This window comes from Commensalibacter intestini A911, assembly GCF_000231445.1.
GTDB lineage: Bacteria > Pseudomonadota > Alphaproteobacteria > Acetobacterales > Acetobacteraceae > Commensalibacter > Commensalibacter intestini.
In genome coordinates, this window is sequence record NZ_AGFR01000003.1 from 699,605 (window position 1) to 724,389 (window position 24,785).

The following is a 24,785-nucleotide window of genomic DNA, read 5'->3' on the forward strand; positions in this document are numbered from 1 at the left end:
ATACTGATAATTTCTGATAAGCGTGTTGGTTGTAAAAGTTTAACGACTTTTGATTATATAAATCATTTGCAAAGAGGGATGTTTATTGTCACTGTATCTTGCTATGAGCAATAGATACGATTAATGTGATTATTATCGTTATTTTAAAATACTAAAGCGTAAGGATACAGAATGATAGAGCGTCGTAAATTTTTAATTGGTGCAGGAACAGCAGTTACAACATCTGTAATCCTGTCTGATTCATTGCTAAATAAAGCGGCTGCTCAAAGTCCAGCTGGATACCAAGCGTTCTTAAAACAAACTTATCAGCAAGCTGTGCAACAAGGCTTTAATGCTTCGATTATGAAGCAAGCTTTGGATTGGTCTGTACCCAATGCAAAAGTCATTCAATTAGATCGTAAGCAGCCTGAATTTACGATGACTTGGGCTCAATATTATCAAAAAGTGATTTCTCCAACCAAGATTAGCCAAGGAAAGTCCTCTTATCGTTCTTTACAAAACGTTTTGTCAAAGATTTGGTCTCAATATCAGGTAGATCCACGAATTGTTTTAGGAATTTGGGGAATTGAATCTGCGTATGGAAAGCATACGGGGAAATTTAATGTGATTGATTCGCTTGCAACGCTTGCTTTTGAGGGGCGTAGAGCGAAGTTCTTTAAATCAGAATTGATGAAAGCGTTAAAGATTTTAGATAATCGTGATATTGCACCTGCACAAATGTTAGGCAGTTATGCTGGGGCAATGGGGCAACCTCAATTTATGCCAAGTGCTTATTTACAATATGCGGTTGATTTTTCTGGCACAGGGCAAAGAAATATTTGGACAAATGTTCCCGATGTATTAGCTTCTATTGCAAATTACTTAGCAAAATGTGGCTGGAAGGCTTCTGAACCTTGGGGGCAAGAGGTTACTATTCAAGGGAATTTATCTCAAACTCAAATTGGCCGTAAAAATGTAAAAACACTTGGTCAATGGCAAGCTTTGGGAGTGCGTCGTAAAAACGGAAGCAATTTCTCAAACAGTTCTATTCAAGGGGCAGTTATTAGACCTGATGGTGAAGGTGGGCAAGCCTTTATGGTGTATCATAACTTTAATGTTATTCGTCGTTATAACCCTTCTGATTATTATGCTTTAGCAGTAGGATTGCTTGGAGATGCTGTTGGTTAATAAATAAAGTTGTTTTTTTAGAAAGAGAAGCGTAATAGCTAAAAATAATTTTATTTTTTTGAATGGCTGTAAATGCTGTGAATTACTCGATAATAAAAACCTATAGTTTTGTGTTCTTGGCGCTTGTATTGTCTTCTTGTTCTAAAGAAGATGATTCAAATTTGGCACAAGTGAAGCCTCATTATGAAATAGGGCAACCCTATCAACTGGGGGATCGCTGGTTATATCCAGAAGAGAATTTTGCTTATAAAGGCACAGGTATTGCTGTTGTTTCTTCTAAAAAATCACGACAAGTAACTGTTGATGGTGAAATTTATAATCCTCAATCGATGACGGGTGCGCATACAACATTGCAATTACCCTCGATTGTTCATGTTCGTAATTTAGATAATGGTAGGGAAATTACCATTCGATTGAATGATCGACCCGTATCGACTGCGGATAGAGTGCTTGAATTAACACCAAAGGCAGCAAGCTTATTGGGATTATCTAAGAATTCTACGGCTAAAGTAGAAATTATAGAAGATGAGCAACGAAGTCAGGATTTGGCATTTAAAATGCCAGGTGGTCCTCAGACACAAATGCAAGTAAATACAGCTCCTTTGGGAACGATTAAGGTTGAGAATTTAGATGGTTCTCCTCAACCTTCAAATTCTCAAACGCAACCTCTTGAACAACCTCCAACAAATAGTGTACAAGCATTGGTGCCTTTGGAAGAATTGCCTGCGGTTTATCAACAAGGTGCTGCGACTGGTGGACAATTATGGATTGATGGTGGTTCTTTTACGTCAAGTATTTATGCTAATCGTCTAGCTGCAAGGATGGGCGGACGTTTAGTAACGACTTACGTTGGTGGACGACGTGTTATTAGAGTTCGTTCTGGCCCTTATGCGACGATAGAGCAAGCAGATCAGAATTTGGATTCTTTGTTACAATCTGGCATAAAGGGTGCCAAAATTATCGTTGAATAGGAATAGAATAAGCGTGCAAACTCGTAGATCATTATTAACAGGTGCTAGTGGCCTTGCTGTTTCTTTGGCTGTTATGAGCGCTTCTCCTGCTGAGGCAAAACGTAGTCAACGTAAAAAAGCTGTAGTTTCCCCAGCACAACAAGCTGTGGCTCCAAGTGGCCCTCCAGCGATTACGCCTATTGGCCCTTTTGCAACCAGTGCACAATATGCTTTTATTATGGATTATAATACAGGCGCTGTTTTGATGGATAAATTGGCTGATCAACCAATGCATCCTTCTTCATTGACGAAGATTATGACATGTTACATTGTATTTGCAATGTTGCGTACTGGTCGTATCAAGTTAGATCAGATGTTACCAGTCAGTGAAAATGCATGGAGAATGCAAGGTTCAAAAATGTTTGTTCCTTTGAATGGACAAGTTTCTGTGCAGGATCTCATTCAAGGGGTGATCATTCAGTCGGGGAATGATGCTTGTATTGTTTTGGCTGAAGGCATCGCAGGATCAGAACAACAATTTGTTGCGATTATGAATGATTGGGCGCCTAAATTAGGGCTTAAACATACGCATTTTATGAATTGTACGGGATGGCCAGATGACAATCATTTAATGTCAGCACATGATATCGCGTTGATTGCGTATCATCTTATTCATGATTATCCAGAATATTATCACTTCTTTTCCGAAAAAGAATTTACTTTTAACCATATTACTCAAGGCAATCGTAATGTTTTGGTTGATAAAGGCTTGGCTGACGGTCTTAAAACAGGACATACTGCGGCTGGTGGATATGGTCTTTGTGCGAGTTCGGAGCGAAATGGTCGCCGTGTAATTATGGTGGTAAATGGTATGTCTTCGATGAACGAGCGTGCTCATGAAAGTGAACGTTTGTTGCAATGGGCTTTCAATCAGTTTGAAAATGTTAAGTTATTTAACAAAGGGGAAGTAATTGAAACTGCACCTGTATGGATGGGAACCTCTCCAACGGTGCCATTGGTTGCAGGTGAAGATTTGGTTATGACTCTGCCTGTTGGGTGGAGGAATAAAATGCAAGTGGCATTAGATTATAATGCACCTATTGCAGCACCGATTACAAAGGGACAACCAGTACAGGCTTCTTTATCTATACAAAATGGTGGACAAGCGATTCAAGTTCCTGTTGTTGCAGGTGAATCTGTGCCCAAATCAGGAATGATTTCAAGAACCTTTAAAAATATTGGTTATCACTTCGGAAGAAAAATATAATTCTTTCATGTATGAAAGGTAAGGGCGAGTTTTTTCCTGTTTTTATCTTTCATTTTAATATTATTTAGGAAAGATATTATACGGTTATGACAGGATATATGATCACTTTCGAGGGTGGAGAAGGTGCTGGTAAATCCACACAGGCCCAACGTTTATATGAAGCTTTTGAACGAGATGGTCGAAAAGTTTTATTAACCAGAGAGCCTGGTGGAACAAAAGGGGCTGAGGCTATTAGAGAGTTGTTGCTTTTTGGTGGTCATTCTCTTTCTTTACGTTCTGAAATTATGGCACATTTTGCAGCGCGTTGTGATCATATTGATCAGGTGATGAAGCCTGCATTAAATCAAGGGTGTGTTGTCATTTGTGATCGTTATATTGACTCTACTCTTGCTTATCAAGGTTATGGCCTAGGTAAGGGAGATCCTCAGCTTTTACAGTATATTCAAACCCTTTCTAACCTTGTTGAATTACAACCCAATTTGACATTAATGTTTGAAGCACCTTATGATGTGATGAGAGCACGTTGCCATGCTCGCCAAGGAAGAGTTGATCGCTATGAACAGCTTGATGAGACATTTCATTATCGTGTCCTCGATGGATTTCAGCAAATTATGGCAGATTGTCCTGATCGTTGTATCCCTGTAAATGGGCATAGAGATGTGGATAGTGTGCATCAAGATGTTTATGAACTTGTTTCTCAAAAACTATTTGAATTAAAGTAATGATACCCAGAGAGAATGATCATTTATGGGGCCATCAAAAAGAGTATGCTTATTTTCAACAAGCGATTGCTCAAGATAAGTTGCATCATGCTTGGTTGGTTAATGGTGAAGAGGGTATTGGGAAAGCGACTTTCGTCTATCATTTAGTGCGTTTGATTTTGGGGACTAATCCTGCTGCAGTCAGTCGTATTAAAGCTGGAAGTCATGCAGACTTATTGGTAGTTGCACGTCGCTTAGATGAAAAAAAGAACCGTCTACGTTCTGAAATTTTGATGGAGGATATCAAGTCTGTAGGAGAATTCCTACGGTTAACGCCAGCAGAAGGCGGATGGCGAATTGTTGTCATTGAAGATGCAGACTTAATGAATCGCAATGCAGCGAATAGTTTATTAAAATTATTAGAAGAGCCTCCTAAAGGTGCATTATTATTTTTAATTACCACTCATCCTAATCGTTTATTACCAACGATTTTAAGTCGCTGTCGTAAAATGACATTGCATGGTTTGTCTGATGATGAAATGGCACAAGGTTTGTCAGTGTTAGATCCAAAGCTATCCCAAGGGGATCGAGGTAAAGTGATTGCGCTTGCTGAGGGCTCTTTGGGAAAAGCATTGCAATTATTAGAAAGTGGACATTTAAATATAAAAGAGATTGTAGAAAATTTATTGACCTATCCAGTAAAGGGAAAAGAGATTTATCAACAAGTCGATTTAATTTTACAAAAGGAAAATGGATTTTCTATTTTCTTGATTTTATTAACAGATGCGATTTCTGCGCGTATTCGACAAGCAGCCAAAGCACAAAAAACAGAATTCGGTTATCCTATGCGGCCCGTTCCAGAATGGATTGAAATATGGCAAAAACTTTTAAAGTGGCATAAAGAAGCAGAATCTTTTAATCTAGATAAGAAACAAACATTAATTTCTGAATTTAACCTTGTAAGTGAACTATGAAACCTCATTATATGATTACTACCCCGATTTACTATGTGAATGGGGCTCCACACGTTGGTCACGCTTATACTTCTATTGCTGCGGATGTTTTGGCACGCTTTAAACGCCTTGATGGATATGATGTATTCTTTTTAACAGGCACGGATGAGCATGGACAAAAAGTAGAGCAAGCTGCACAAGATAAAGGGGAAACAGCACAAAATTTTGCGACAATGGTTTCTGCACAATTTCGTAATATGGCTGATAAGCTCAATGTATCTTATAATGATTTTATTCGCACAACGGAAGTGCGCCATATTAAGAGCTGCCAAGATTTATGGAAAAAAATTGCGGATGCAGGCCATATTTATTTAGGTGCTTATGAAGGTTGGTATTCTTTGCGTGATGAATGTTATTATGGTGAAGATGAATTAACAACCACTCCAGATGGTCGTAAAATCGCTCCAACAGGTGCAGAGGTTAAATGGTTAAAAGAGCCTTCTTATTTCTTTAAGCTCTCTGCTTGGCAAGATAAATTACTAGAATTTTATGAAAAACATCCTCAGTTTATTGGCCCAGAAAGCCGTAAGAATGAAATTGTAAGTTTCATTAAGTCTGGATTGCGTGATTTATCGATCAGTCGTACCAGCTTTAAGTGGGGTGTTCCTGTTCCTGGTGATGATGATCATGTGATGTATGTGTGGTTTGATGCCTTGACCAATTATATTTCTGCGTTGGGATATCCAAGTATAGAAAGCTCTGATTTATGGCGTTTCTGGCCTGCGGATTTACATTTGGTAGGAAAAGAAATTGCTCGTTTTCATGCGCTTTATTGGCCAGCATTTTTGATGGCTGCAGATTTAGAGCCTCCTAAACGTATTTACTCTCATGGTTGGTGGACTGTTGAGGGTGAAAAAATGAGTAAATCTGTTGGTAATGTCATTGAACCTTTAAAATTAGTTGAAGAGTTTGGACTAGACCCTGTTCGTTTCTTCTTATTACGTGAAGTTCCTTTTGGTGGAGATGGTGATTATAGCCGACAGTCTTTGATTAATCGTATGAATAGCGAATTAGCCAATGATTTAGGAAATTTGGCACAACGCACATTATCTCAAGTGATGCGTAATTGCGGTGGTCAATTACCAGAAATTGGTCAACGAAATCAAGATGATGAGGCGTTACTTTCCAAAGCAATTTTGTTACCAGCTTTATTGCGTGAACAAATGGATCGTCAAGCACTGCATGAGTCTTTAGAAACGGTTTGGAAGATCATTCGTGCTTCTAATGCTTATATTGATCAGCAAGCACCTTGGGCGTTGAAAAAGACTGATCCAGAACGTATGGCTGTTGTATTGCGTGTGTTGGTGGATACTTTGCGTATTATTGCAACGTGTTTGCAGCCTTTTATGCCGGATTCAATGGATAAATTATTAAATCAATTGGGTGTTTCTGAAACAGAACGTCAACTCGCTGATTTAGAGGTCGCAATGCCAGCTGGTCGTGAGCTTCCTGCGCCTTCAGGTATTTTCCCAAGATTTGTAGAGGCTGAATAATCCGAATGCTTTTAGTTGACTCCCATTGCCATCTTGATTTTTTTACCGACGAGGAAATTACAACACTGTTGGATCATGCTGTGGAGGCTGGTTTAGGCGAGCTTGTAACGATTGGTACACGTATTTCCAAAGCAGATAAACAAAAGCATATTACAACATTAGCGAAATCTAATTTAAAAATATGGTGCACGGTTGGAACGCATCCTGAGTATGTAAAAGATGAAGTTTTTGCAACGTCTGATGAAATCTCGGCGTTGACCGAGCATCCAGATGTTATTGGTATTGGAGAAACTGGGCTTGATTATTTTTATGGTGAGCCCCATGTCTTTACTAAGCAACAAGAATTTTTTCGTGCTCATATTCAAGCGGCACAAAAGACGCAGTTGCCTCTTTGTATTCATGCGCGTGATGCAGATGATGATATTGCACGGATTTTACAAGAAGAAACGGAAAAGGGAGGAAGCTTTCCTTTTTTAATTCATTGCTTTACGTCTAGTTTGTCTTTGGCACAAGCAGCATTGGCTTTGGGGGGATATATTAGTATTTCTGGTATTGTGACTTTTAAAAAAGCTCAAGAGCTACGAGATGTGATTGTGCAATTACCAGTAGACCGTATTTTAGTAGAAACAGACTCTCCTTATTTGGCACCAGTTCCTCATCGAGGGAAACAAAATGAGCCTGCTTTTGTTGCGCATACTGCGCGATATGTGGCTGAGCTAATTGGAATGTCAGAGGGTGATTTTACTAACCAGACGACTGAGAATTTTCATCGTCTTTTTACAAAGGCTACCTAAACATGAAAATCACGTTTTTAGGATGTAGTGGTTCAGGTGGTGTTCCTATGGTTGGTGGGGAAGATGGCAATGGTTATTGGGGTGTTTGTGATCCTTTGGAACCTAAAAACCGTCGAACACGTTCTTCTGTAGTGATTGAAACCAATCAACGAAAACGTATTATCATTGATACGGGCCCTGATATTCGGGAACAATTACTTCGCGAAAAAATCAGTAAATTAGATGCTGTAATTTATACGCATGCCCATGCGGATCATATTGCTGGGTTAGATGAACTTCGTTCTATTAATCGTATGATTGGGAAGCCTATTCCCATTTATGGGACGTTTGATACTTTAGAAGAAATTAAAAGCCGTTTTACATATGCGTTTAAACCTTGGTCAACGGCACCGCATTTTTTCCGTCCTGCGTTAAAAGTCAATATTGTGCAATATGGTGATGTATTCACGGTTGCAGAAGAAACCGTTCAAACGTTTGAACAATGTCATGGCTTTGGGAAGACGCTTGGTATTCGTTGTGGCTCTGTTGCATATTGTACGGATGTGATGGAGATTTATCAGGATGGATTGGATATCCTATCTGGGGTAGAGACTTGGATCGTGGGATGTTTTCAACGGCAACCTCATCCTGCACATGCATGGGTTGACAAAGTGTTGGAATGGCGAGAAAAGATCAAACCTGGAAAAACAATTTTAACCCATATGGGGCCTGATATGGATTGGGGATGGCTTAATCATCATCTTCCTGATGGTGTTGATGTTGCCTATGATGGATTAACTGTTTTTTCCTCTTAAAATAAAACTATTAAGCGCAAGAGTTACATTAAAATGACGATTGATACAGAAGGCCTAGTCAAAGAGACCCCTCTAGCAAGCGCGTTGAGCGAACGCTATTTGGCTTATGCATTATCAACCATTATGTCCCGATCTTTACCAGATGTTAGGGATGGGTTGAAACCTGTTCATCGTCGTCTTGTCTTTGCCATGCGTCAATTAAAGCTGGATCCTAAGTCTGGTTTTAAGAAATGTGCGCGTATTGTGGGGGATGTGATTGGTAAATATCACCCTCATGGGGATGCGTCTGTTTACGAAGCCTTGGTTCGTTTAGCTCAGGACTTTGCTGTTCGCTATCCATTGGTTGAAGGGCAAGGCAATTTTGGCTCTATCGATGGAGATAATGCTGCAGCCATGCGTTATACGGAATCTCGTATGACTATGATTACGCAAGCTTTACTCGAAGGTATTGATGAAGGTGCAGTTGATTTTCGTGATACTTATGATGGGGAAGAAGAGGAACCTATCGTTTTACCAGGAGCTTTCCCAAATTTGCTGGCTAATGGTGCCAGTGGGATTGCGGTGGGGATGGCAACCAATATTCCACCTCATAATGCTGGAGAGCTTTATTCTGCGGCTTCATATTTAATTAAACATCCGCAAGCAACGACAAAAGACTTATTACAATTTGTTCAAGGGCCAGACTTCCCTACAGGGGGAGAGCTTGTTGAAGATCAAGAGTTGATCTTACAAACTTATGAAACAGGACGAGGCTCCTTACGATTAAGAGCCCGTTGGGAAGTTGAGCAAGGACGTTTTGGTACATGGCAAGTGGTTGTGACTGAAATCCCTTATCAAGTACAAAAATCCAAGTTGATTGAGCAGATTGCATCTTTGATGGAACAAAAAAAGCTTAATTTACTGGCTGATATTCGCGATGAAAGTACGGATGAGGTTCGCTTGGTATTGGAACCTAAAAACCGTACGATTGAACCTGAAGTTCTCATGGAATCTTTATTTAAAGCGACACCTTTAGAAGGACGTTTTTCATATAATATGAACGTTTTAGATTCCAAAGCTGTTCCTAAGGTTATGGGATTAAAAGATATTTTACGTGCTTGGCTAGATCATCGTTATGTTGTGTTGGTCAGACGTAGTCAGCATCGTTTAAGTGTTCTGGATCGTCGTTTAGAAATCTTACAAGGGCAATTGGCGGTCTATCTGAATTTAGATGAAGTTATTCGGATTATTCGTGAGGAAGATGAAGTTAAATCTGTCTTAATAGAGACCTTTAAACTTACGGATTTGCAAGCTGAATCTATTCTTAATATGCGTTTAAGAAGTTTACGTCGCTTGGAAGAAGAAGCTATTCGTCATGAATATGATGAACTTTCAGCAGAGAGACAAGCGCTTGATGCTTTATTAAATGATGAATCTTTATGTTGGAAGAAAATCACGCAAGAACTGAAAGAAGGGCATAAACAGTTTGGTTCTGGTCCTTTGGGACAACGTCGTACGTTGATTTCTGGTGCACCTAAAGTTGTTGATGTTGTTGAGGTTTTGGAAGAGGTAGAACGTGAACCGCTTACGGTTATTTTATCTCAAAAAGGATGGATCAAAGCGCTAAGAGGGCACAACCTTGATTTATCTACCCAAAAATTTAAAGAAGGCGATCAATTCCAAAGAGCGTTGGAGTGTCAAAGTAATGATCGTCTTTGTATTTTCAGTAGTGATGGAAAAAGCTTTAACCTAAAAGCAACAGACCTGCCCAGAGGTCGAGGTGATGGGCAACCTGTTCGGTTATTGATGGATCTTTCAAATGATGCATCAATTTTGTCTCTGTTTATTTTGGATGATGCAAAGAAATATTTGTTAGTCTCTGATGGTGGACGTGGGTTTATTACTGAAGGCAATAATCTGTCCACAGATCGTAAGATAGGGAAGCAGATACTAAATCTGAAAGATGATGAAAAAGCAATTTACTGTCTTTCTGTAAAAGGAGATCACCTTGCCATTGCGAACACTGTTGGAAAATTCTTAATTTTCCCATTAGATCAAATTCCAGAGCTTAAAAAAGGTGCAGGGGTTATTCTACAAAAATTAGGAAAAGGGAAACCTAAAATTGTAGCCATTTTCTCTGCTGAAGATGGGTTGTTGATCTCTGATAAAAGTCGAAAAAGAAGTTTTGAGGAGCTAAAAGATTTTGTGGGAAACCGTGCAGGTGTTGGGAAAAAATCTCCTAATTGGTTAAGAGGATAATTTTTAAATAAGCAAACATAGAAAATGAATAATACTTCTTTTCTATGTTTGACGCTATCTATGTAATTCTAGATTTTTATTTGATGGATAAGAATGATTTGATGAGCATTATAGAGCGTATTTTGTTTCCAAGCGTTAAAATAAACAAGACTTTATTAACGCAAAAATTACAAAATAAAACCATTCTAATTACAGGCGGCAGTTTTGGAATTGGAGAACAGCTTTGCCATCAATTATCAGAAATTGATTGTCACCTAATTCTTGTTGCGAGAACAACGGAAAAACTTCAACAAATCCAACAGGAATTACTTAATAAACCTGCAACTATTTATATATTTTCTGCTAATTTATCCGATGAATTCCAACTCGATCAATTAATAATATATTTACAGAACTACTCTATTGATATTGTAATTAATAACGCAGGAAAATCTATTTGTCGTCCTATTATGAAATCATTAGATCGTTATCATGATTTTCAAGGGACGATGCAGTTAAATTATTTCTCACCAGTGAAATTGTGTTTAGCTTTAATACCTCAATTGCAAAGCAATAAAGGGCATTTTATTAATATTTCCGCAGTGAATGTTTTGTTGGCTCCGACGGCTTATTGGGCCGCTTATCAGGCATCGAAAGCTGCTTTTGATCAATGGTTGCGTTGTGCACAGGCAGAGTTATTGATTAATGACATTAAGGTTTCAACCGCTTATTTACCATTAGTAAAAACAAGAATGATCGAGCCTACAGCAGTATATAGGCATGCTCCAACGATGTCTCGGCAGCAGGCTGCGGATCATATTTGCCAGCTAATGATCGATCAAAAAGAATATTATAAACCTTGGTGGGCGCTACTTGGGCAACTCTCATCTGTTCTTTTTGCGACGCCTTGGTTAAAATTAATGCAGTTTTATTTAAAGAAAAAGAAATCATGAGAGGGATTAAAGCGCTTTATCATATTAAATTACTAACATTTAAAGGTGTCTGGTATTTAATGAAGAGTATCAATGCCGTTGGAATGAATTTAATGGCACTTCTTTATGTGGCTCAAAAATTATATCCCAATAGAATAGCTTTTCAGGACGATACGGCTCATATTACTTATCGAGATCTTTACTTACAATCTCAGCATTTAGCTGATCAGCTAAGTCGTCTTTATGGTATTCGACAGCATCAAAAAATAGCTGTGATTGCATATAATCATTTATTTTTAGTTCATAGTTTATTTGCACTGTCTGTATTAGGAGCTGATATTTACTTATTAAATGCAGAAATATCGGCTGTACAGTTTCAGCGTTTAAATGAGCAACATCAATTTAAATGGGTTATTCATGATCCTGAGATTAACTGTGTGCCTTTAGAAAAAAGCATTTTGATGGAACATCCTTCTTTAGTATCGATTAAATCTTTATTACAAGAAAAGATTTGTCCGTTTCATCAAAATCGAAAAGTAAAACATTTTTCTAAAATTATTGTACTAACGAGTGGTTCTACTGGCAATTTTAAAAGTGCAGAGCGATCTTCTAAAGTTGGTAATTTTCTAATCCCTTTTTATCAGTTGCTTACTCAGTTAAATTTATATCGGTACCAAACTATTTATATTGCAACGCCAATTTATCATGGGTTTGGTATGGCTACATTATGTATGGCGGTAATATTGGGGGCAACGGGATATTTAAAAAAGAAATTCAATGTTCATGAAGCTTGTGATTTGTTGGAAAGCCATCAAGTACAAGTAGTGACTTTGGTTCCTTTAATGTTAAGTAGAATGTTGAGGATGATCATCATAAGTTGCGTTCCTTACAATGTATTATTACTGGGGGAGCAGCTATTTCAGAGACTTTAGTGACTGAGACGCTAAGATCATTAGGAACTATTTTATTTAGTTTGTATGGTACATCAGAGGCTGGCGTTTGTATGATTGCAGCTCCGGATGATCTAATAAAATGTTCAAAGACAATAGGAAAACCCATTCCAGGATTAAAGGCGCAGATCGTAAAAAACGGACAAGTGATTACTCAGGGTGTTGGGGAGTTATATATAAAATGTGCTTGGTCTGTTAAAGGCAAAGCATGGATTGCAACGGGGGATTTGGCATCTAAAGATGTTAATGGATATTATTATTTACACGGACGTGTTGATGATATGATTGTCTCCGGTGGTGAAAATGTTTATCCATTAAGTTTAGAACAAGTTTTATTAGAACATCCTTTGATTATAGAGGCATTTGTTACGTTTGTTTCCGATATAGAATTTGGCCAAAGGTTAGTTGCTTTTATTGTATTAGAACCCAATCAAATTTTATTTGAAGAGGGAGTGCATGATTGGTTAACAACAAAAGTGGCTCGTTATCAAATGCCTAAAAAAATCATAATGATTGATGAAGTTCCGATGACGGTTATTGGAAAGCCAGATAAGAAAAAATTATTACAATTAGTATGATTAAAGATATTTTAAATAATTAGATTATACGTGAGTAGGTTAAAACTGTTTTAACTCGATCTGCTCTTATATCGGATGCTTTTGTATGACTATATATACGTTATTATATATAAATAACGATATGGAAATATGATGATTGAACAAAGGTTATCTCAAGATCGTGGATATGCAGATCATGGCTGGTTACAAGCATATCATACGTTTTCTTTTGCCCGCTATTGGGATCCAGAACAAATTGGTTTTTCTGATCTTTTGGTGATTAATGACGATCAAATTGCACCAGGCAGGGGTTTTGGAACACATCCTCATAAAAATATGGAGATCTTTACGTATATTCTAGACGGGGCATTAGAACATAAAGACTCTATGGGAAATGGATCTGTTATTAAAGTTGGAGATATTCAACTCATGAGTGCAGGATCTGGAATTACGCATAGTGAATTTAACCCTTTAGATACGCAGTCGACACACTCTTTGCAAATATGGATTATGCCTAACGAAGAAAATAGCGAGCCAACCTATCAACAACAATTCATTTCACAGGATGAAAAGAAAGGTAAGCTAAAATTGATTATTTCTCCTGATGGTGCAGATAATTCTCTTCATATTCGTCAGGATATTCGGATATATTCAGGGTTATTTAATGACAAGGAACAAGCAATCTTTACTATTCCTGAAAATCGATATGTTTATCTTCACGTTGCGAAAGGAAGTTTAACCGTAAACAATCTTGTTTTTCAAGCAGGAGATGGAGCGCGTATTCGTGATGAACAACAGCTAACTTTTAGCTATGGTCAGGAGGCTGAAATATTACTGTTTGATATGCGCCCTGTAGAGACGAATTATCCTAAAATATAATAATAAACCCCTTATAATGAAACATATAAGGGGTGAGTTTTCCTATTCTTTCAAGAGCTTTGCAGCTTCTAATGCAAAATAGGTCATAATAGCATTTGCGCCAGCACGTTTAAAACACAGTAATGTTTCTAGAATAGTTGCATCTCGTTGAAGGAAGCCATTTTGAATAGCACCCATTAACATGGCATATTCTCCAGAAACTTGATAACTCACGATTGGAATATCGAATTTATCACGCACAGAGCGAATAATATCAAGGTAAGGCATTCCTGGTTTAATAATAATAGAATCAGCACCTTCTTTGATGTCTAGCTCGACTTCTGCCAAGGCTTCACCACGATTGGCAGGATCCATTTGATAAGTTTTTTTATCGCCCTTTAATAAACCACCTGATTCCAAAGCATCTCTAAAAGGCCCGTAATAAACACTGGCATATTTAGCAGCATAAGACATCAGCTGTGTATCAATTAATCCATCGTTATCTAATGCTTGGCGGATAGAGCCAATACGACCATCCATCATGTCTGATGGTGCAATAATATCGATTCCTGCATTTGCTTGATTAATGGATTGTTTGATTAAGACTTCTACCGTTTCATCATTCACAACATAGCCATCTTTGACAATGCCGTCATGTCCGTGACTGGTATAGGGGTCTAAGGCTACATCTCCAATTAATAACATTTCTGGAAATTGTTTTTTTAATTCCCGTGCGGCACGACAGATTAAGTTATCTGGATTATAAGATTCTGTTCCTGTTGGATCACGTTTTTCTTTTGAAGTCACAGGAAATAACGCTAAGGCAGGAATGTCTAATTTAGCTGCAGGCTCGATATATGCCCCAAGACGATCCACAGAAACACGCTTTGCACCAGGCATTGAAGAAACTTCTGTTTCTACGTTTTGTCCTTCTACGATAAAGATCGGCCAAATCAAATCGTCAACGCTGAGTTTATTTTCAGCAACCAATCGACGTGTTGTTTGATTTAAACGATTACGTCTCATACGAGTCAGTGGAAAATTGCCAATCATATTTCTGTCCCTAGTCAATTTGTTCATTAGTTAAAGAATACTAAATTTATTGTTTGTTAAGCTTACTATGACGGTTGCCATAAGTGAAATATACAATTAAGCCAATAAATAGCCATATAGACATAATCTGCCAAGTTAACCAGTTCAATGAATACATTAAAACTAAACTAGTTATGACACCAATAGCAGGAATGATATCGCCACCAGGTGCTTTGAAGGTTCTGGGGTAGTCTTTATAGGTTCTGCGTAAAATAATCATTCCAGAACATACGAAAACAAATGCAAATAAAGCACCAATGGAACACATGTTCCCTAGGACATCCATTGGAAAGAATGCAGATAAAAAGCAAATCATGACCATGAAAAATAGGTGAGAATAGCAAGGCGTTTTATATTTTGGATGTGTCTTTGAAAAGAAACTTGGAATTAATCCGTCTTTTGCCAAAGAATAGAAAATACGGGTCTGTCCGATTAGCAATAAGAATAAAATTGGAATATATCCAAATAAAATACTAAATTTAACAATAGGCTGTAACCAAATGAATGGCGTATGATTAATTGCCGTCGCAACAGGGGCAGCATCACCAACCAAGTCTTTGTAATAAACTAATCCGACAATAACAAAAGCAAATAGCACGTAAATGATTGCACAAGTTGCAATGATTACTAAAATTGCTTTTGGAATGTTTTTAGAAGGATCTTTGACTTCTTGAGCAGTAGAGGAAACGCTATCAAATCCAATATAAGCAAAAATCACCATTCCAGCCGCTTGCATAATGCCTGAATATCCAAAATGCCCAAAGTCACCACTCGTATTTTCAGGGATAAAAGGAACAAAATTGCTAGCATGAATATAAGGGATACCAAAAGCAATTAAGGCTAGCACAACAAATATTTTTACAAAAACAACAACGTTATTTAGTGTTAATGATTCTCTGATTCCTTTCATTAAAAGAAAAGAAAGAACGATGACAATAAACATTGAAGGTAAATTGATAATACCATGTGTCACAGTACCGTCTGCAAGTTTAATCGTTTCTAGTGGTGATGCTATAAATCTTTGGTCAAGATGGATATTAAACCCTTCTAGTAACGAAAGGAGATATTTTGACCAGCTAACCGCAACAGCTCCAGCACCTACAGCGTATTCTAAAACAAGGTTCCAACCCACCATCCAAGCAATAATTTCACCATAAGAAATATAAGTATAACTGTAGGAGCTTCCTGAAACGGTAACCATTCCAGCAAGTTCGCTGTAACATAATCCGATAAAGGCACAGGCAATCGCACCGATAAAAAATGAAAGGATTACTGCTGGGCCAGCATGTTCAGAGGCTGCAATCCCTGTAATAGAGAATAATCCAGTTCCAACGATCCCACCGACACCAAAGAAAATAAGACTGGGCATACCAATAACACGAGCTAAATCATCTTGATCGGACGAAGATGGTGCCTCAATCTTTTTCTTTCTTAATAAAGAAGAGAAGGTGAAGTTTCCCATATGCAAATTTTCCTTTTAAAAGACGGTGAGCGATAAAATTCTTTCTATTTAAAATAAAAATAATAAATATTAAAATTATTTTTTATAATTTTAGTGTTTAAAAAAATAAGAATATATTTTATTTATATAAATATAAGAAATTTTATTAAACCCCTTATACTCATTTATCAATAGCAGGAATTTGTTAATGTCCGATAAAATCAATTATGATCAGTTTTTTAATTCTGATTTATCCAGTGCGGACCCCGAAGTAAAAGCCATCATTCATGGTGAGCTTGTTCGTCAGCAAGATGGTATCGAACTGATTGCAAGTGAGAATCTAGTTTCTCAGGCTGTTTTAGAAGCTCAAGGTAGTGTTCTTACCAACAAATATGCAGAAGGTTATTCTGGGCGTCGTTACTATGGCGGATGTGTTGAAGTCGATAAAGTTGAAAGCCTTGCTATTGAACGCTTAAAGAAAATCTTTGGTGCAGAATATGCAAACGTTCAACCACACTCTGGTGCGAATGCAAATTTGGCTGCATTCATGGCAACCGTTAAACCTGGTGATAAAGTATTAGGAATGAACTTGGCTTCTGGTGGGCACTTAACCCATGGGGCTGCTCCTAACTTTTCTGGGAAATGGTTCCATGCATTACAATATGGTATCCGTCGCCAAGATGGTTATATTGATTATGATGAAATGGAATCAATTGCTCGTGCAGAAAAGCCTAAATTAATTATTGCTGGTGGTTCTGCTTATCCTCGTATTATTGATTTTGAACGTTTCCGTAAGATTGCTGATGAAGTCGGTGCTTATTTAATGGTGGATATGGCTCACTTTGCAGGGTTAGTTGCTGCAGGTTTATTCCCCAATCCTGTGCCTATTGCTGATATTGTGACCAGTACGACTCATAAAACATTACGCGGCCCTCGTGGTGGTATTATCCTAACCAACAACCCTGATCTTGCTAAGAAAATTAACTCAGCAGTATTTCCTGGGTTACAAGGTGGTCCCTTAATGCATGTGATCGCTGCAAAAGCGGTTGCTTTTGGTGAAGCATTACGTCCTGATTTTAAAGTATATCAAGCATCTGTTGCTAAAAATGCCAAAGTTCTTGCAGAAACATTAATTGAATGTGGTTTTGATATCGTTACAGAAGGAACAGATTGTCATTTACTTCTTGTTGATTTAAGACCTAAAAAAGTTACAGGTAAATTGGCTGAAGAAAGCCTCGAAAGAGCAGGGATTACAACCAATAAAAATGCTATTCCTTTTGATCCAGAAAAACCAGCGATTACCTCAGGTATTCGTTTAGGAAGTCCAGCAGGAACTTCTCGTGGGTTTGGTGAGGTTGAATTCCGTGAAATTGGTTTGTTAATCAATGAAGTGTTAACGCCATTAGCAAATGCACCTGAGGGGGATAATAGCAAAGCAGAGCAAGCTGTTCGTCAAAAAGTCGAAGCTCTTTGTAAGCGTTTCCCAATTTATAAATAATATTTTTTGACGGAGTAAGTACTCTGGTTCAGCCATTACATCAGTTATGGCGTTTATTGCCTCCATCTAGTCGCCGTTATGGGCTGGCTAGATTGGGGGCATTTCTTGCTCCGTCAATTACGTCTAATCCATATACGGATTCAACCGTTATTATTGCAGGTGAAGTTTCACGTGCCTCAGGATTAGGGGAAGGGGCGAGGGTGATGCATCAAGCTTTAGAAAAGCATCATATTTCTTCTCAATTATTAAATATTTCGCCATATTCATTTTCTTTTTCACAATATAGAGAAGCTTATCAGCTTTTATCAGAATATTTATACGCACCTTTGATCTTGCATATTAATGCGCCTCAGATTCCTTATGCATTGCTTTCATTACCTAGAAGATTTTTGAAGCATCGTAAAATTATTGGTTATTGGGCCTGGGAGCTAGAAGTTTTACCAAAAGACTGGGAAGTTGGTTTTCAATTTGTTCATGAAATATGGGTTCCATCACAATTTGTTGCAAATGCGATAAAGCCTTGGGCAAATAAGAAGCAGAAAATTGTAAGAGTTGTTCCACATCCTATTGCTGATCGTATTGCTCATCCAGTGCAAAATATTGATCGTGCCTTATTAGGGTTGCCAGAAAATAAGATTATTATTCTTGTATCTTTTAATTTATCTTCTAGTTTTGTTAGAAAAAATCCTCTTGGAGCAATTTTAGCATTTCTTAAAGCCTGTGAGCATGATAGAAACGTTTGTTTGGTGCTAAAAATTACTTATTCGGAATATTATCGTGAAGACATGGCTAAAATAATGAGTGCGATTCAAGGTCATGATAATATTATTGTAAATACTAGTCTTTTATCTGCTGCAGAAAATCAGGCATTATTTCATCATGCTGATATTGTTCTATCCTTGCATCGTAGTGAAGGATTTGGATTGGTTCCAGCTGAAGCAATGTTATGTGGAAAACCTGTTGTTTCTACGGATTGGTCAGCAACGGCTGAATTTATAGATGATACCTGTGGTATTCCTGTAAATTACAATCTTATTCCAGTTCAGGATTCTAGAGAGGTTTATCAATTATCTAATGCGTATTGGGCAGAGCCAGATTATGATATTGCAGCACAAGCAATTAATAAATTAGTCTTTAATTCATATTATAGGTTTGCATTAGGCGACGTAGCGTGTAAAAGGGCTCGAGAACAATTTGATTCACAGTCTTTGATAAAGGGGTTATCCGCCATTGGTGTGGTAATGAATAAAGGATGAAAAAACCTCTTAACATGTTAATATGGCAATGGGGACGTCGAGGAGCAGGACCAAAAACTGCTGTCGAATTCTCGAAGGCGGCCTCCTCTTTGCCAAATATTAAGACGTTTCTATCTTTATCTAGTCAAGCTGAAATTGTTCAAAAAAACTCTGATTTTTTTGTTGATTTTCCTATTAAGACATATACGTCTGTTGGGGGATATATATGGCGTATTTTGCAGGCTCCTTTTCTGATTAATTCATTATACAAATATATTAGACAAAATAAGATTGATATTGCTATTTGTACAATGCCAGGGCCAATGGATTTGGTTATGGCAATCGCTTTAAAATTTCTAAATATTCCATATATTGTCGTTGTGCATGATGTTTATCCGCATCCTGGTGATGGATATGTATTTCAGCATTTTTTGCAGAAGATACTCATTAAAAAATCAAGATTAACAGTTACTTTTTCAAAATATGTGTTTAAGCAGTTGCTTGCAGTAAATTTTGTACCGAATTCTCAGATTGTTGAAGGGTGGCATCCACCTTTTTCTTACACTACAAAAAGTGGAACTCAATATCCTGTTGGTAAAGAAGTTAAGCTATTAAATTTTGGTCGCTTGCTTTTATATAAAGGTTTAGATCTGTTAGAAGAGGCCTTGGATCAAGTTTCTCATCAGAAACCTTATACGTTACGTGTTGTAGGTCATGGCCCTAAAAATGCAGTTTTAGATCGATTAAACAAAAGAAGTAATGTGTCAGTTGAAAATCGATGGGTTCCAGAAGAAGAAATTGCAGAGTTAATGCATTGGGCAGATGTTGTTATTTTACCTTATAGAGAGGCAAGTCAAAGTGGTATTGCCGCAACTGCATTAGCGTTTGGAAAGCCCATTTTAATTACCAATGTTGGTGGTTTGTCTGAGCAATTTAATCAAGAAGATTTGGTATTTATTTGTGAACCAAATGTGAATGACATTGCAAAAGGGTTAGATCAAATTTTACAATTAAATTTCCCATTGTCTCGTCCAAAGCATGATGCTGATGAAGAATGGAAAAAGCTTGCTGAATATCTAATAGATGAAATTACGAGTAAGCTTGACAAATAAAAACCAAGGTTAAATTCTGATGGCAAAAGCAATTATTTTAACAGAAGATTTTGCAGGGATGAAGTCTCAGGCTTTTGGTTTGGCAGAGCGTTCAGGATATGAAAAGGAATTATGTAGTTTAACGCCTAAAAAGCCATGGAGCTTGATTTCAGCACCTTATTGGCCTTTTCCTTTGAAAGGCGTAGAACCCTTTCAAATTGAAGATACGCCATTGATCATTAGTGTCGGTAGTGTGGGTGGTGTCGTGAATGCTGCTATTCGTAAGCCAGGAAGAATGGCTATTCATATTCAAAATCCGCGTATTTCTCCTGATAAATTTGATTTGGTTATTGTTAATCCTCATGATCAGTTAACAGGTAAGAATGTTCTTGTTTCAAGAACAGCATTACATCATATCTCTCCTCAGTTATTGTCTGAAAATAAAGAAAAGTGGCAGCCATTTTTTCAATCTTATGTAAAGCCACTTGTGGCAATATTAATTGGTGGAAATAATGGCCGTTTTACTTTAGGTAAAATCGAAGCTCAACAAATCGCGGTGCAATTAGCTCATCTTATTAAAACAGAAAATGTAACTATTGCATTAACCCCATCAAGGCGTACGGATCCAGAAGCAATAGAAGTTTTTAAACAGGTTTTAACACCTTTAGGATCTTACGTATGGGATGGAGCAGGGGATAACCCTTATCTTGGATTATTAGCTTGTGCAGATTTCATTTTAGTAACAACAGATAGTGTTTCAATGATTTCAGAGGCAGCAGCTACGAATGTGCCTGTGATGATTCTTCCGTTGCCAGGAAAATCAAAAAGAATATCACTTTTTATTGATTCTATGCAGAAAGAAAATCGAGTAAGATGGTTTAAAGGGCAGTTAGAAGATTGGTTAACTACGCCTTTGGATGATACAGAAGAGATCGTTTTACAGGTTAAAAAGAGATTATCTCTTTAAAATATTTTGATAGATCATTTGTATTTTGTCTTTTAAAGATGTATATTAAATATATCTTTAAAAGACTCTCATAGTTTCAAAGTATTTTTTTTCATTAAAACATGTATTTAATATACATCTTAAATCGTTAGGAGTTATTCAATGCTTACGGAAAGTCAAAAATCTTTAATTAAAGCCACTGTTCCAGTACTCAGAGAGCATGGTGTTGCCTTGACCTCTCATTTTTACCAAAGAATGTTAACTGGAAATCCAGAATTAAAACAGGTTTTTAATCGTGGACACCAAGAAGCTGGAAAACAACAGCATGCTTTGGCAACAGCTGTGTTGGCGTATGCAGAGAATATTGATAATCCGTCAGTTTTAGAAAATGCTTTGGTTCATATTGCTCATAAACATGTGACGATCAGCATTCGTGCAGAGCATTATCCTATTGTTGGTAAACATTTGTTAGCTTCTATTAAAGAAGTTTTAGGCGATGCTGCAACAGATGAGTTGATTGATGCATGGGGCGTTGCTTATCAACAGTTGGCTAATTTACTGATTGGTATGGAAAGTAATCTTTATAGTAATCTGGTTGAAGAAGGTGCATGGACAGGTTGGCGTGGATTTAAAGTCGTTAAAAAAACAAAAGAAACGGATCAAGTTACTTCCTTTTACTTAAAACCAGTTGATGGCGGAAAAGTTCCTTCATTTCATCCTGGTCAATATATTTCGTTGCGCGTTTATGTTCCTGAATGGGATTTGATGCAACCTAGACAATATACCCTTTCTGATGCACCAGGCAAAGACACTTACCGTATCTCTGTAAAGCGTGAAGAAGCAACAGCAAAAACACCAGCAGGTCGAGTTTCCAATGTTTTACATCAAGATTATAATGAAGGGGATATTATAGATCTTGCTGCTCCTGGTGGAGAGTTCTTCTTGGATGAAAAAAACAATAAACCTGTTTATTTGATTAGTGCAGGTGTTGGTATTACCCCAATGGTATCGATGTTAACTTATTTATCAGAACATCATACTCAACGACCAGTATCTTTTATTCATGGTGCTCGTAATAAAGAAACATATGCATTGCATCATCAGGTCAATGAAATCGTTCAGAAAAATTCAAATATCAAGAAAATTACTTTTTATTCAGATAAAAATACTAAAGCAGAGCAAAATGACTATGCAGGACGTATGGATTTAAAAGCAATTAAAGAGATTATTGTTCCTGATGCTCAGTATTATCTTTGTGGGCCTACTCAGTTTATGCAAGAACGTGCAAGTGATTTGAAATCTCTTGGGGTTCCAGAGGCAAATATTCATGCAGAAGCTTTCGGGACGGGCTCTTTAGTGATTTAATATTGTTCACTATTTAAAATAATTTTATTTTTAGCTATAGATTGCCATAATTATCTTTTATCATAAGCATATTCTTTCAACGGTAAAAGATAATTATAATGATGCAGCGTTTTGCTAAAATAGTTGGTATAGCTTCGGTTTGTAGTTTTGCTACATTAGGAGCAGCTTATGCACAGACAACTTCTAATACTTCAAATCCACAGGAACAAAGCCAACCTGTAAAACTTGTTTATGATATTTATAATAAGGGATTACATGTTATTAGCGTTAATGCAAATTATGTATTAACGCCTACGACATATAAGGTAAACGCCCATTTTTTCTCAGCTGGACTAGGAAGTTTAGTGTTTACACTAGACAGTGATGCCGTTGTTAATGGTGTGTTTAAAAATGGTCAATCTTTACCTGGAGTATATCAATCTACAGGGAAAGATAAGAATGGTAATTTTAAACTCGTTATGAATTCTAATTATGGTTTAAAAACTGACATTACGACTTTGGATCCTGCCAGAGACAATGATCGAGATGCGTTAACCGCTGATCAACAAACAAACAGTTTGGATATGTTAAGCGCGATGGCTGATTTGATGCATCGTGTGAACACCACGGGAAAATGTGATGCGCAGTTTAATTTATTAGACGGTTTACGTTCTTTTACATTCCGTAGTCAGACTGCTGCTGGGGAAAGCGATATTCCATCGAATTGGGATAGTCCTTATCGAGGTAAAGCCTTATTATGTCAAGTTGTTGCTCAACAAGTTGGTGGCTTTAAGACACATTCTCGTCATCGTGCGTTATTGTCTCAACCTCAACCAGGATCTATATGGTTTCAGAAAGTTGGCGATATGGGATATTTACCTGTAAGGTTTGATTTTAAAAATCCGAAAATGGGAATGGTTACAGGAATTTTGCAAAAAGTTCCAGTAAGCAAAGAATAATGATAAATAAAGCAAGCAAGTTAGTAAAGAGCTTCTACTAACTTGCTTTACTTTTATTTCGTCAATTTTTGTTGCACGATATAATAGGTTGGCATTGCTGTTGCGAAACATAAGCAGATTGGGAAAAAATATGCAGGTGAAAACCGAGAAAGCTCAATCATAAAAATCGCTGAAGTGAGTGGCATTTTTTGTGCGATTCCAAGAAAAACAGCGGCTGCAATAATCGCAGAACTTGACATTGGAATGGCTGGGAAGACAATATTCCATAGACATGCGGTAACAAACCCTAATGCTCCACCCAGCATCATGCTTGGGGTAATACGTCCACCATATGCCCCAGCGACCATGGCTAATAAAACAGCAGCCCATTTACTGGCAAATAACCCGATTGCATAGTTTAATGGAATTTCTGCGGTGAAGGTTAGCTGATTAGCAGCTTTACCATTTCCAAGGATCTCTGGATATTTAATGGATAAAATACCAACAAGTCCAAATGTACAAACCGAGATAAGAATCATAATGGGTTTTGATTTTGGAAGCTTAGGTAAAAACTTAATGCTTTTATCGAATAAGAAGACGGTAAATCCAATAATTGGCCCAGCGACAATCGCCCAAATTACTAAATAATCATTAAATTTAAGGCATTCTACGGGATATTGAACCAAATCCCCCAATCCTAAACGCACCATAAAAACGGCCGTGCTGCAACAGATAAAGGCAGCAACGACAGAAGTAACACTCCAGCTGAGGAGTAAGGTTTCCAGGATAAAAATCATTGCAGCCAAAGGCACGTTATAGACAGCAGCCAAACCAGCACCAGAGGCACAGGCAAGTAATAATTTTCGTTCTTCCTCAGAAGAGTGACAGATTTTTATCCATTGATTGGCAAAAGTTGCGGTCATTTCTCTGGGGGCGACCTCACGTCCAAGAGGCGAGCCCATGGCAACCGTGACGATTTGTAATAAGGCATGAAAGAACGTGGTGAGGAAAGGGAGGTTTTTATCTTTGTTTTGAACGGCTGTTTTAATATCGACCAACGGTTTGCCATAGCGGTGGATACAGACCCAACCGACACCGCTTACTAAACCGCAAGCCAGCAAAGCCAGAACGCGCCTGAGTGGAGACGCATCTTCAACCATGACTCGAAAAGGCATGGTTGCATCAATTGGTGCATTAAAGGTGAGATGTTGTAAGAAATGCATTAACAACGTTAATCCAATTCCCACGCATCCGCCGATAATCCCGATGAGAAACAAAGAAAAAATCGTTTTAAAGTTTAAATTATATGCCATGTGTAGGGGATATGATCCAAAAGATCATTTAAAATAAAGAGATTAAAAATATATTAATACAAAATTTGAGAGTAAATTATAAGGGGTCTGATGAATTAATAAATAAGTAGCGTATCAAGTAATGTAATTAGTGATACTATTTTCATTACTTTCATCTTATAATTTTGAAAGTTTAATGTGAATATAAAGAGGTA

Annotated in this window: 22 protein-coding genes; 19 read left to right on the plus strand and 3 right to left on the minus strand. The window is 37.5% G+C overall.

Going from position 1 to position 24,785, the window contains the following annotated elements:
• The first annotated feature begins 171 nt into the window (after positions 1-171).
• The 13 genes from CIN_RS03580 to CIN_RS03635 all read left to right on the plus strand — a co-directional run bounded on the left by CIN_RS03580 (position 172) and on the right by CIN_RS03635 (position 13,714).
• Positions 172-1,167, plus strand: coding sequence for a lytic murein transglycosylase (locus tag CIN_RS03580; RefSeq protein WP_008853692.1), 996 nt, complete (start codon positions 172-174; stop codon positions 1,165-1,167).
• 128 nt (positions 1,168-1,295) lie between these two features.
• Positions 1,296-2,138, plus strand: a complete 843-nt coding sequence (locus CIN_RS03585) for a septal ring lytic transglycosylase RlpA family protein (RefSeq protein ID WP_170314024.1) — start codon at positions 1,296-1,298, stop codon at positions 2,136-2,138.
• A 13-nt stretch (positions 2,139-2,151) separates the two neighbouring features.
• Positions 2,152-3,384, plus strand: a complete 1,233-nt coding sequence (locus tag CIN_RS03590; RefSeq protein ID WP_008853694.1) for a D-alanyl-D-alanine carboxypeptidase family protein — start codon at positions 2,152-2,154, stop codon at positions 3,382-3,384.
• 86 nt (positions 3,385-3,470) lie between these two features.
• Positions 3,471-4,106: a dTMP kinase gene (gene tmk, locus CIN_RS03595; protein WP_008853695.1), complete on the plus strand. Its 636-nt coding sequence runs from the start codon at positions 3,471-3,473 to the stop codon at positions 4,104-4,106.
• Positions 4,106-5,059, plus strand: a complete 954-nt coding sequence (locus CIN_RS03600; RefSeq protein WP_008853696.1) for a DNA polymerase III subunit delta' — start codon at positions 4,106-4,108, stop codon at positions 5,057-5,059. Before tmk ends, CIN_RS03600 begins: the two co-directional genes overlap by 1 nt.
• Positions 5,056-6,591, plus strand: coding sequence for a methionine--tRNA ligase (metG, locus tag CIN_RS03605; RefSeq protein ID WP_040363747.1), 1,536 nt, complete (start codon positions 5,056-5,058; stop codon positions 6,589-6,591). The genes CIN_RS03600 and metG overlap by 4 nt, the downstream gene beginning before the upstream one ends.
• A 5-nt stretch (positions 6,592-6,596) precedes the next feature.
• On the plus strand, positions 6,597-7,385 hold the full coding sequence (locus CIN_RS03610) for a TatD family hydrolase (protein ID WP_040363748.1): 789 nt from the start codon (positions 6,597-6,599) through the stop codon (positions 7,383-7,385).
• A 2-nt stretch (positions 7,386-7,387) separates the two neighbouring features.
• Positions 7,388-8,179: an MBL fold metallo-hydrolase gene (locus CIN_RS03615; protein ID WP_008853699.1), complete on the plus strand. Its 792-nt coding sequence runs from the start codon at positions 7,388-7,390 to the stop codon at positions 8,177-8,179.
• Positions 8,180-8,212: 33 nt separating this feature from the next.
• A complete protein-coding gene (parC, locus tag CIN_RS03620) occupies positions 8,213-10,417 on the plus strand; it encodes a DNA topoisomerase IV subunit A (RefSeq protein WP_008853700.1) in 2,205 nt (734 codons plus the stop codon).
• Between the two features lie 83 nt (positions 10,418-10,500).
• Positions 10,501-11,349: an SDR family NAD(P)-dependent oxidoreductase gene (locus CIN_RS03625; RefSeq protein ID WP_211475702.1), complete on the plus strand. Its 849-nt coding sequence runs from the start codon at positions 10,501-10,503 to the stop codon at positions 11,347-11,349.
• Between the two features lie 59 nt (positions 11,350-11,408).
• Positions 11,409-12,260, plus strand: a complete 852-nt coding sequence (locus CIN_RS11320; RefSeq protein ID WP_170314025.1) for an AMP-binding protein — start codon at positions 11,409-11,411, stop codon at positions 12,258-12,260.
• The gene (locus CIN_RS12140) at positions 12,206-12,856 is read left to right on the plus strand and encodes a class I adenylate-forming enzyme family protein (protein ID WP_083813314.1); all 651 of its coding nucleotides are present in this window, start codon (positions 12,206-12,208) and stop codon (positions 12,854-12,856) included. Before CIN_RS11320 ends, CIN_RS12140 begins: the two co-directional genes overlap by 55 nt.
• 129 nt (positions 12,857-12,985) lie before the next feature.
• A complete protein-coding gene (locus tag CIN_RS03635; RefSeq protein ID WP_008853704.1) occupies positions 12,986-13,714 on the plus strand; it encodes a pirin family protein in 729 nt (242 codons plus the stop codon).
• 42 nt (positions 13,715-13,756) lie between these two features.
• Here the strand turns inward: CIN_RS03635 and hemB are convergent, their stop codons facing one another.
• Both hemB and CIN_RS03645 read right to left on the minus strand, forming a co-directional pair.
• Positions 13,757-14,746, minus strand: coding sequence for a porphobilinogen synthase (gene hemB, locus CIN_RS03640; protein ID WP_008853705.1), 990 nt, complete (start codon positions 14,744-14,746; stop codon positions 13,757-13,759).
• 46 nt (positions 14,747-14,792) lie between these two features.
• Positions 14,793-16,247, minus strand: a complete 1,455-nt coding sequence (locus CIN_RS03645; protein WP_008853706.1) for an APC family permease — start codon at positions 16,245-16,247, stop codon at positions 14,793-14,795.
• A gap of 187 nt (positions 16,248-16,434) precedes the next feature.
• On the opposite strand from CIN_RS03645, the gene glyA reads away from it, so the two are divergent.
• The 6 genes from glyA to CIN_RS03675 all read left to right on the plus strand — a co-directional run bounded on the left by glyA (position 16,435) and on the right by CIN_RS03675 (position 23,299).
• On the plus strand, positions 16,435-17,724 hold the full coding sequence (glyA, locus tag CIN_RS03650; RefSeq protein ID WP_008853707.1) for a serine hydroxymethyltransferase: 1,290 nt from the start codon (positions 16,435-16,437) through the stop codon (positions 17,722-17,724).
• 56 nt (positions 17,725-17,780) lie between these two features.
• Complete coding sequence (locus CIN_RS03655; protein WP_008853708.1) at positions 17,781-18,980, plus strand: glycosyltransferase family 4 protein; 1,200 nt, start codon at positions 17,781-17,783, stop codon at positions 18,978-18,980.
• Positions 18,977-20,071, plus strand: a complete 1,095-nt coding sequence (locus tag CIN_RS03660) for a glycosyltransferase family 4 protein (RefSeq protein WP_040363752.1) — start codon at positions 18,977-18,979, stop codon at positions 20,069-20,071. Before CIN_RS03655 ends, CIN_RS03660 begins: the two co-directional genes overlap by 4 nt.
• Before the next feature lie 19 nt (positions 20,072-20,090).
• Positions 20,091-21,017 (plus strand): mitochondrial fission ELM1 family protein, encoded by a 927-nt coding sequence (locus CIN_RS03665; protein WP_008853710.1) that lies wholly within the window; start codon positions 20,091-20,093, stop codon positions 21,015-21,017.
• A gap of 141 nt (positions 21,018-21,158) precedes the next feature.
• Positions 21,159-22,361 (plus strand): NO-inducible flavohemoprotein, encoded by a 1,203-nt coding sequence (gene hmpA, locus CIN_RS03670; RefSeq protein WP_008853711.1) that lies wholly within the window; start codon positions 21,159-21,161, stop codon positions 22,359-22,361.
• A 98-nt stretch (positions 22,362-22,459) separates the two neighbouring features.
• Positions 22,460-23,299, plus strand: a complete 840-nt coding sequence (locus CIN_RS03675; protein WP_008853712.1) for a DUF3108 domain-containing protein — start codon at positions 22,460-22,462, stop codon at positions 23,297-23,299.
• Positions 23,300-23,352: 53 nt separating this feature from the next.
• Here CIN_RS03675 and CIN_RS03680 read toward each other — a convergent pair whose 3' ends face one another.
• On the minus strand, positions 23,353-24,591 hold the full coding sequence (locus tag CIN_RS03680) for a chloride channel protein (RefSeq protein WP_040363753.1): 1,239 nt from the start codon (positions 24,589-24,591) through the stop codon (positions 23,353-23,355).
• Positions 24,592-24,785 lie beyond the last annotated feature (194 nt).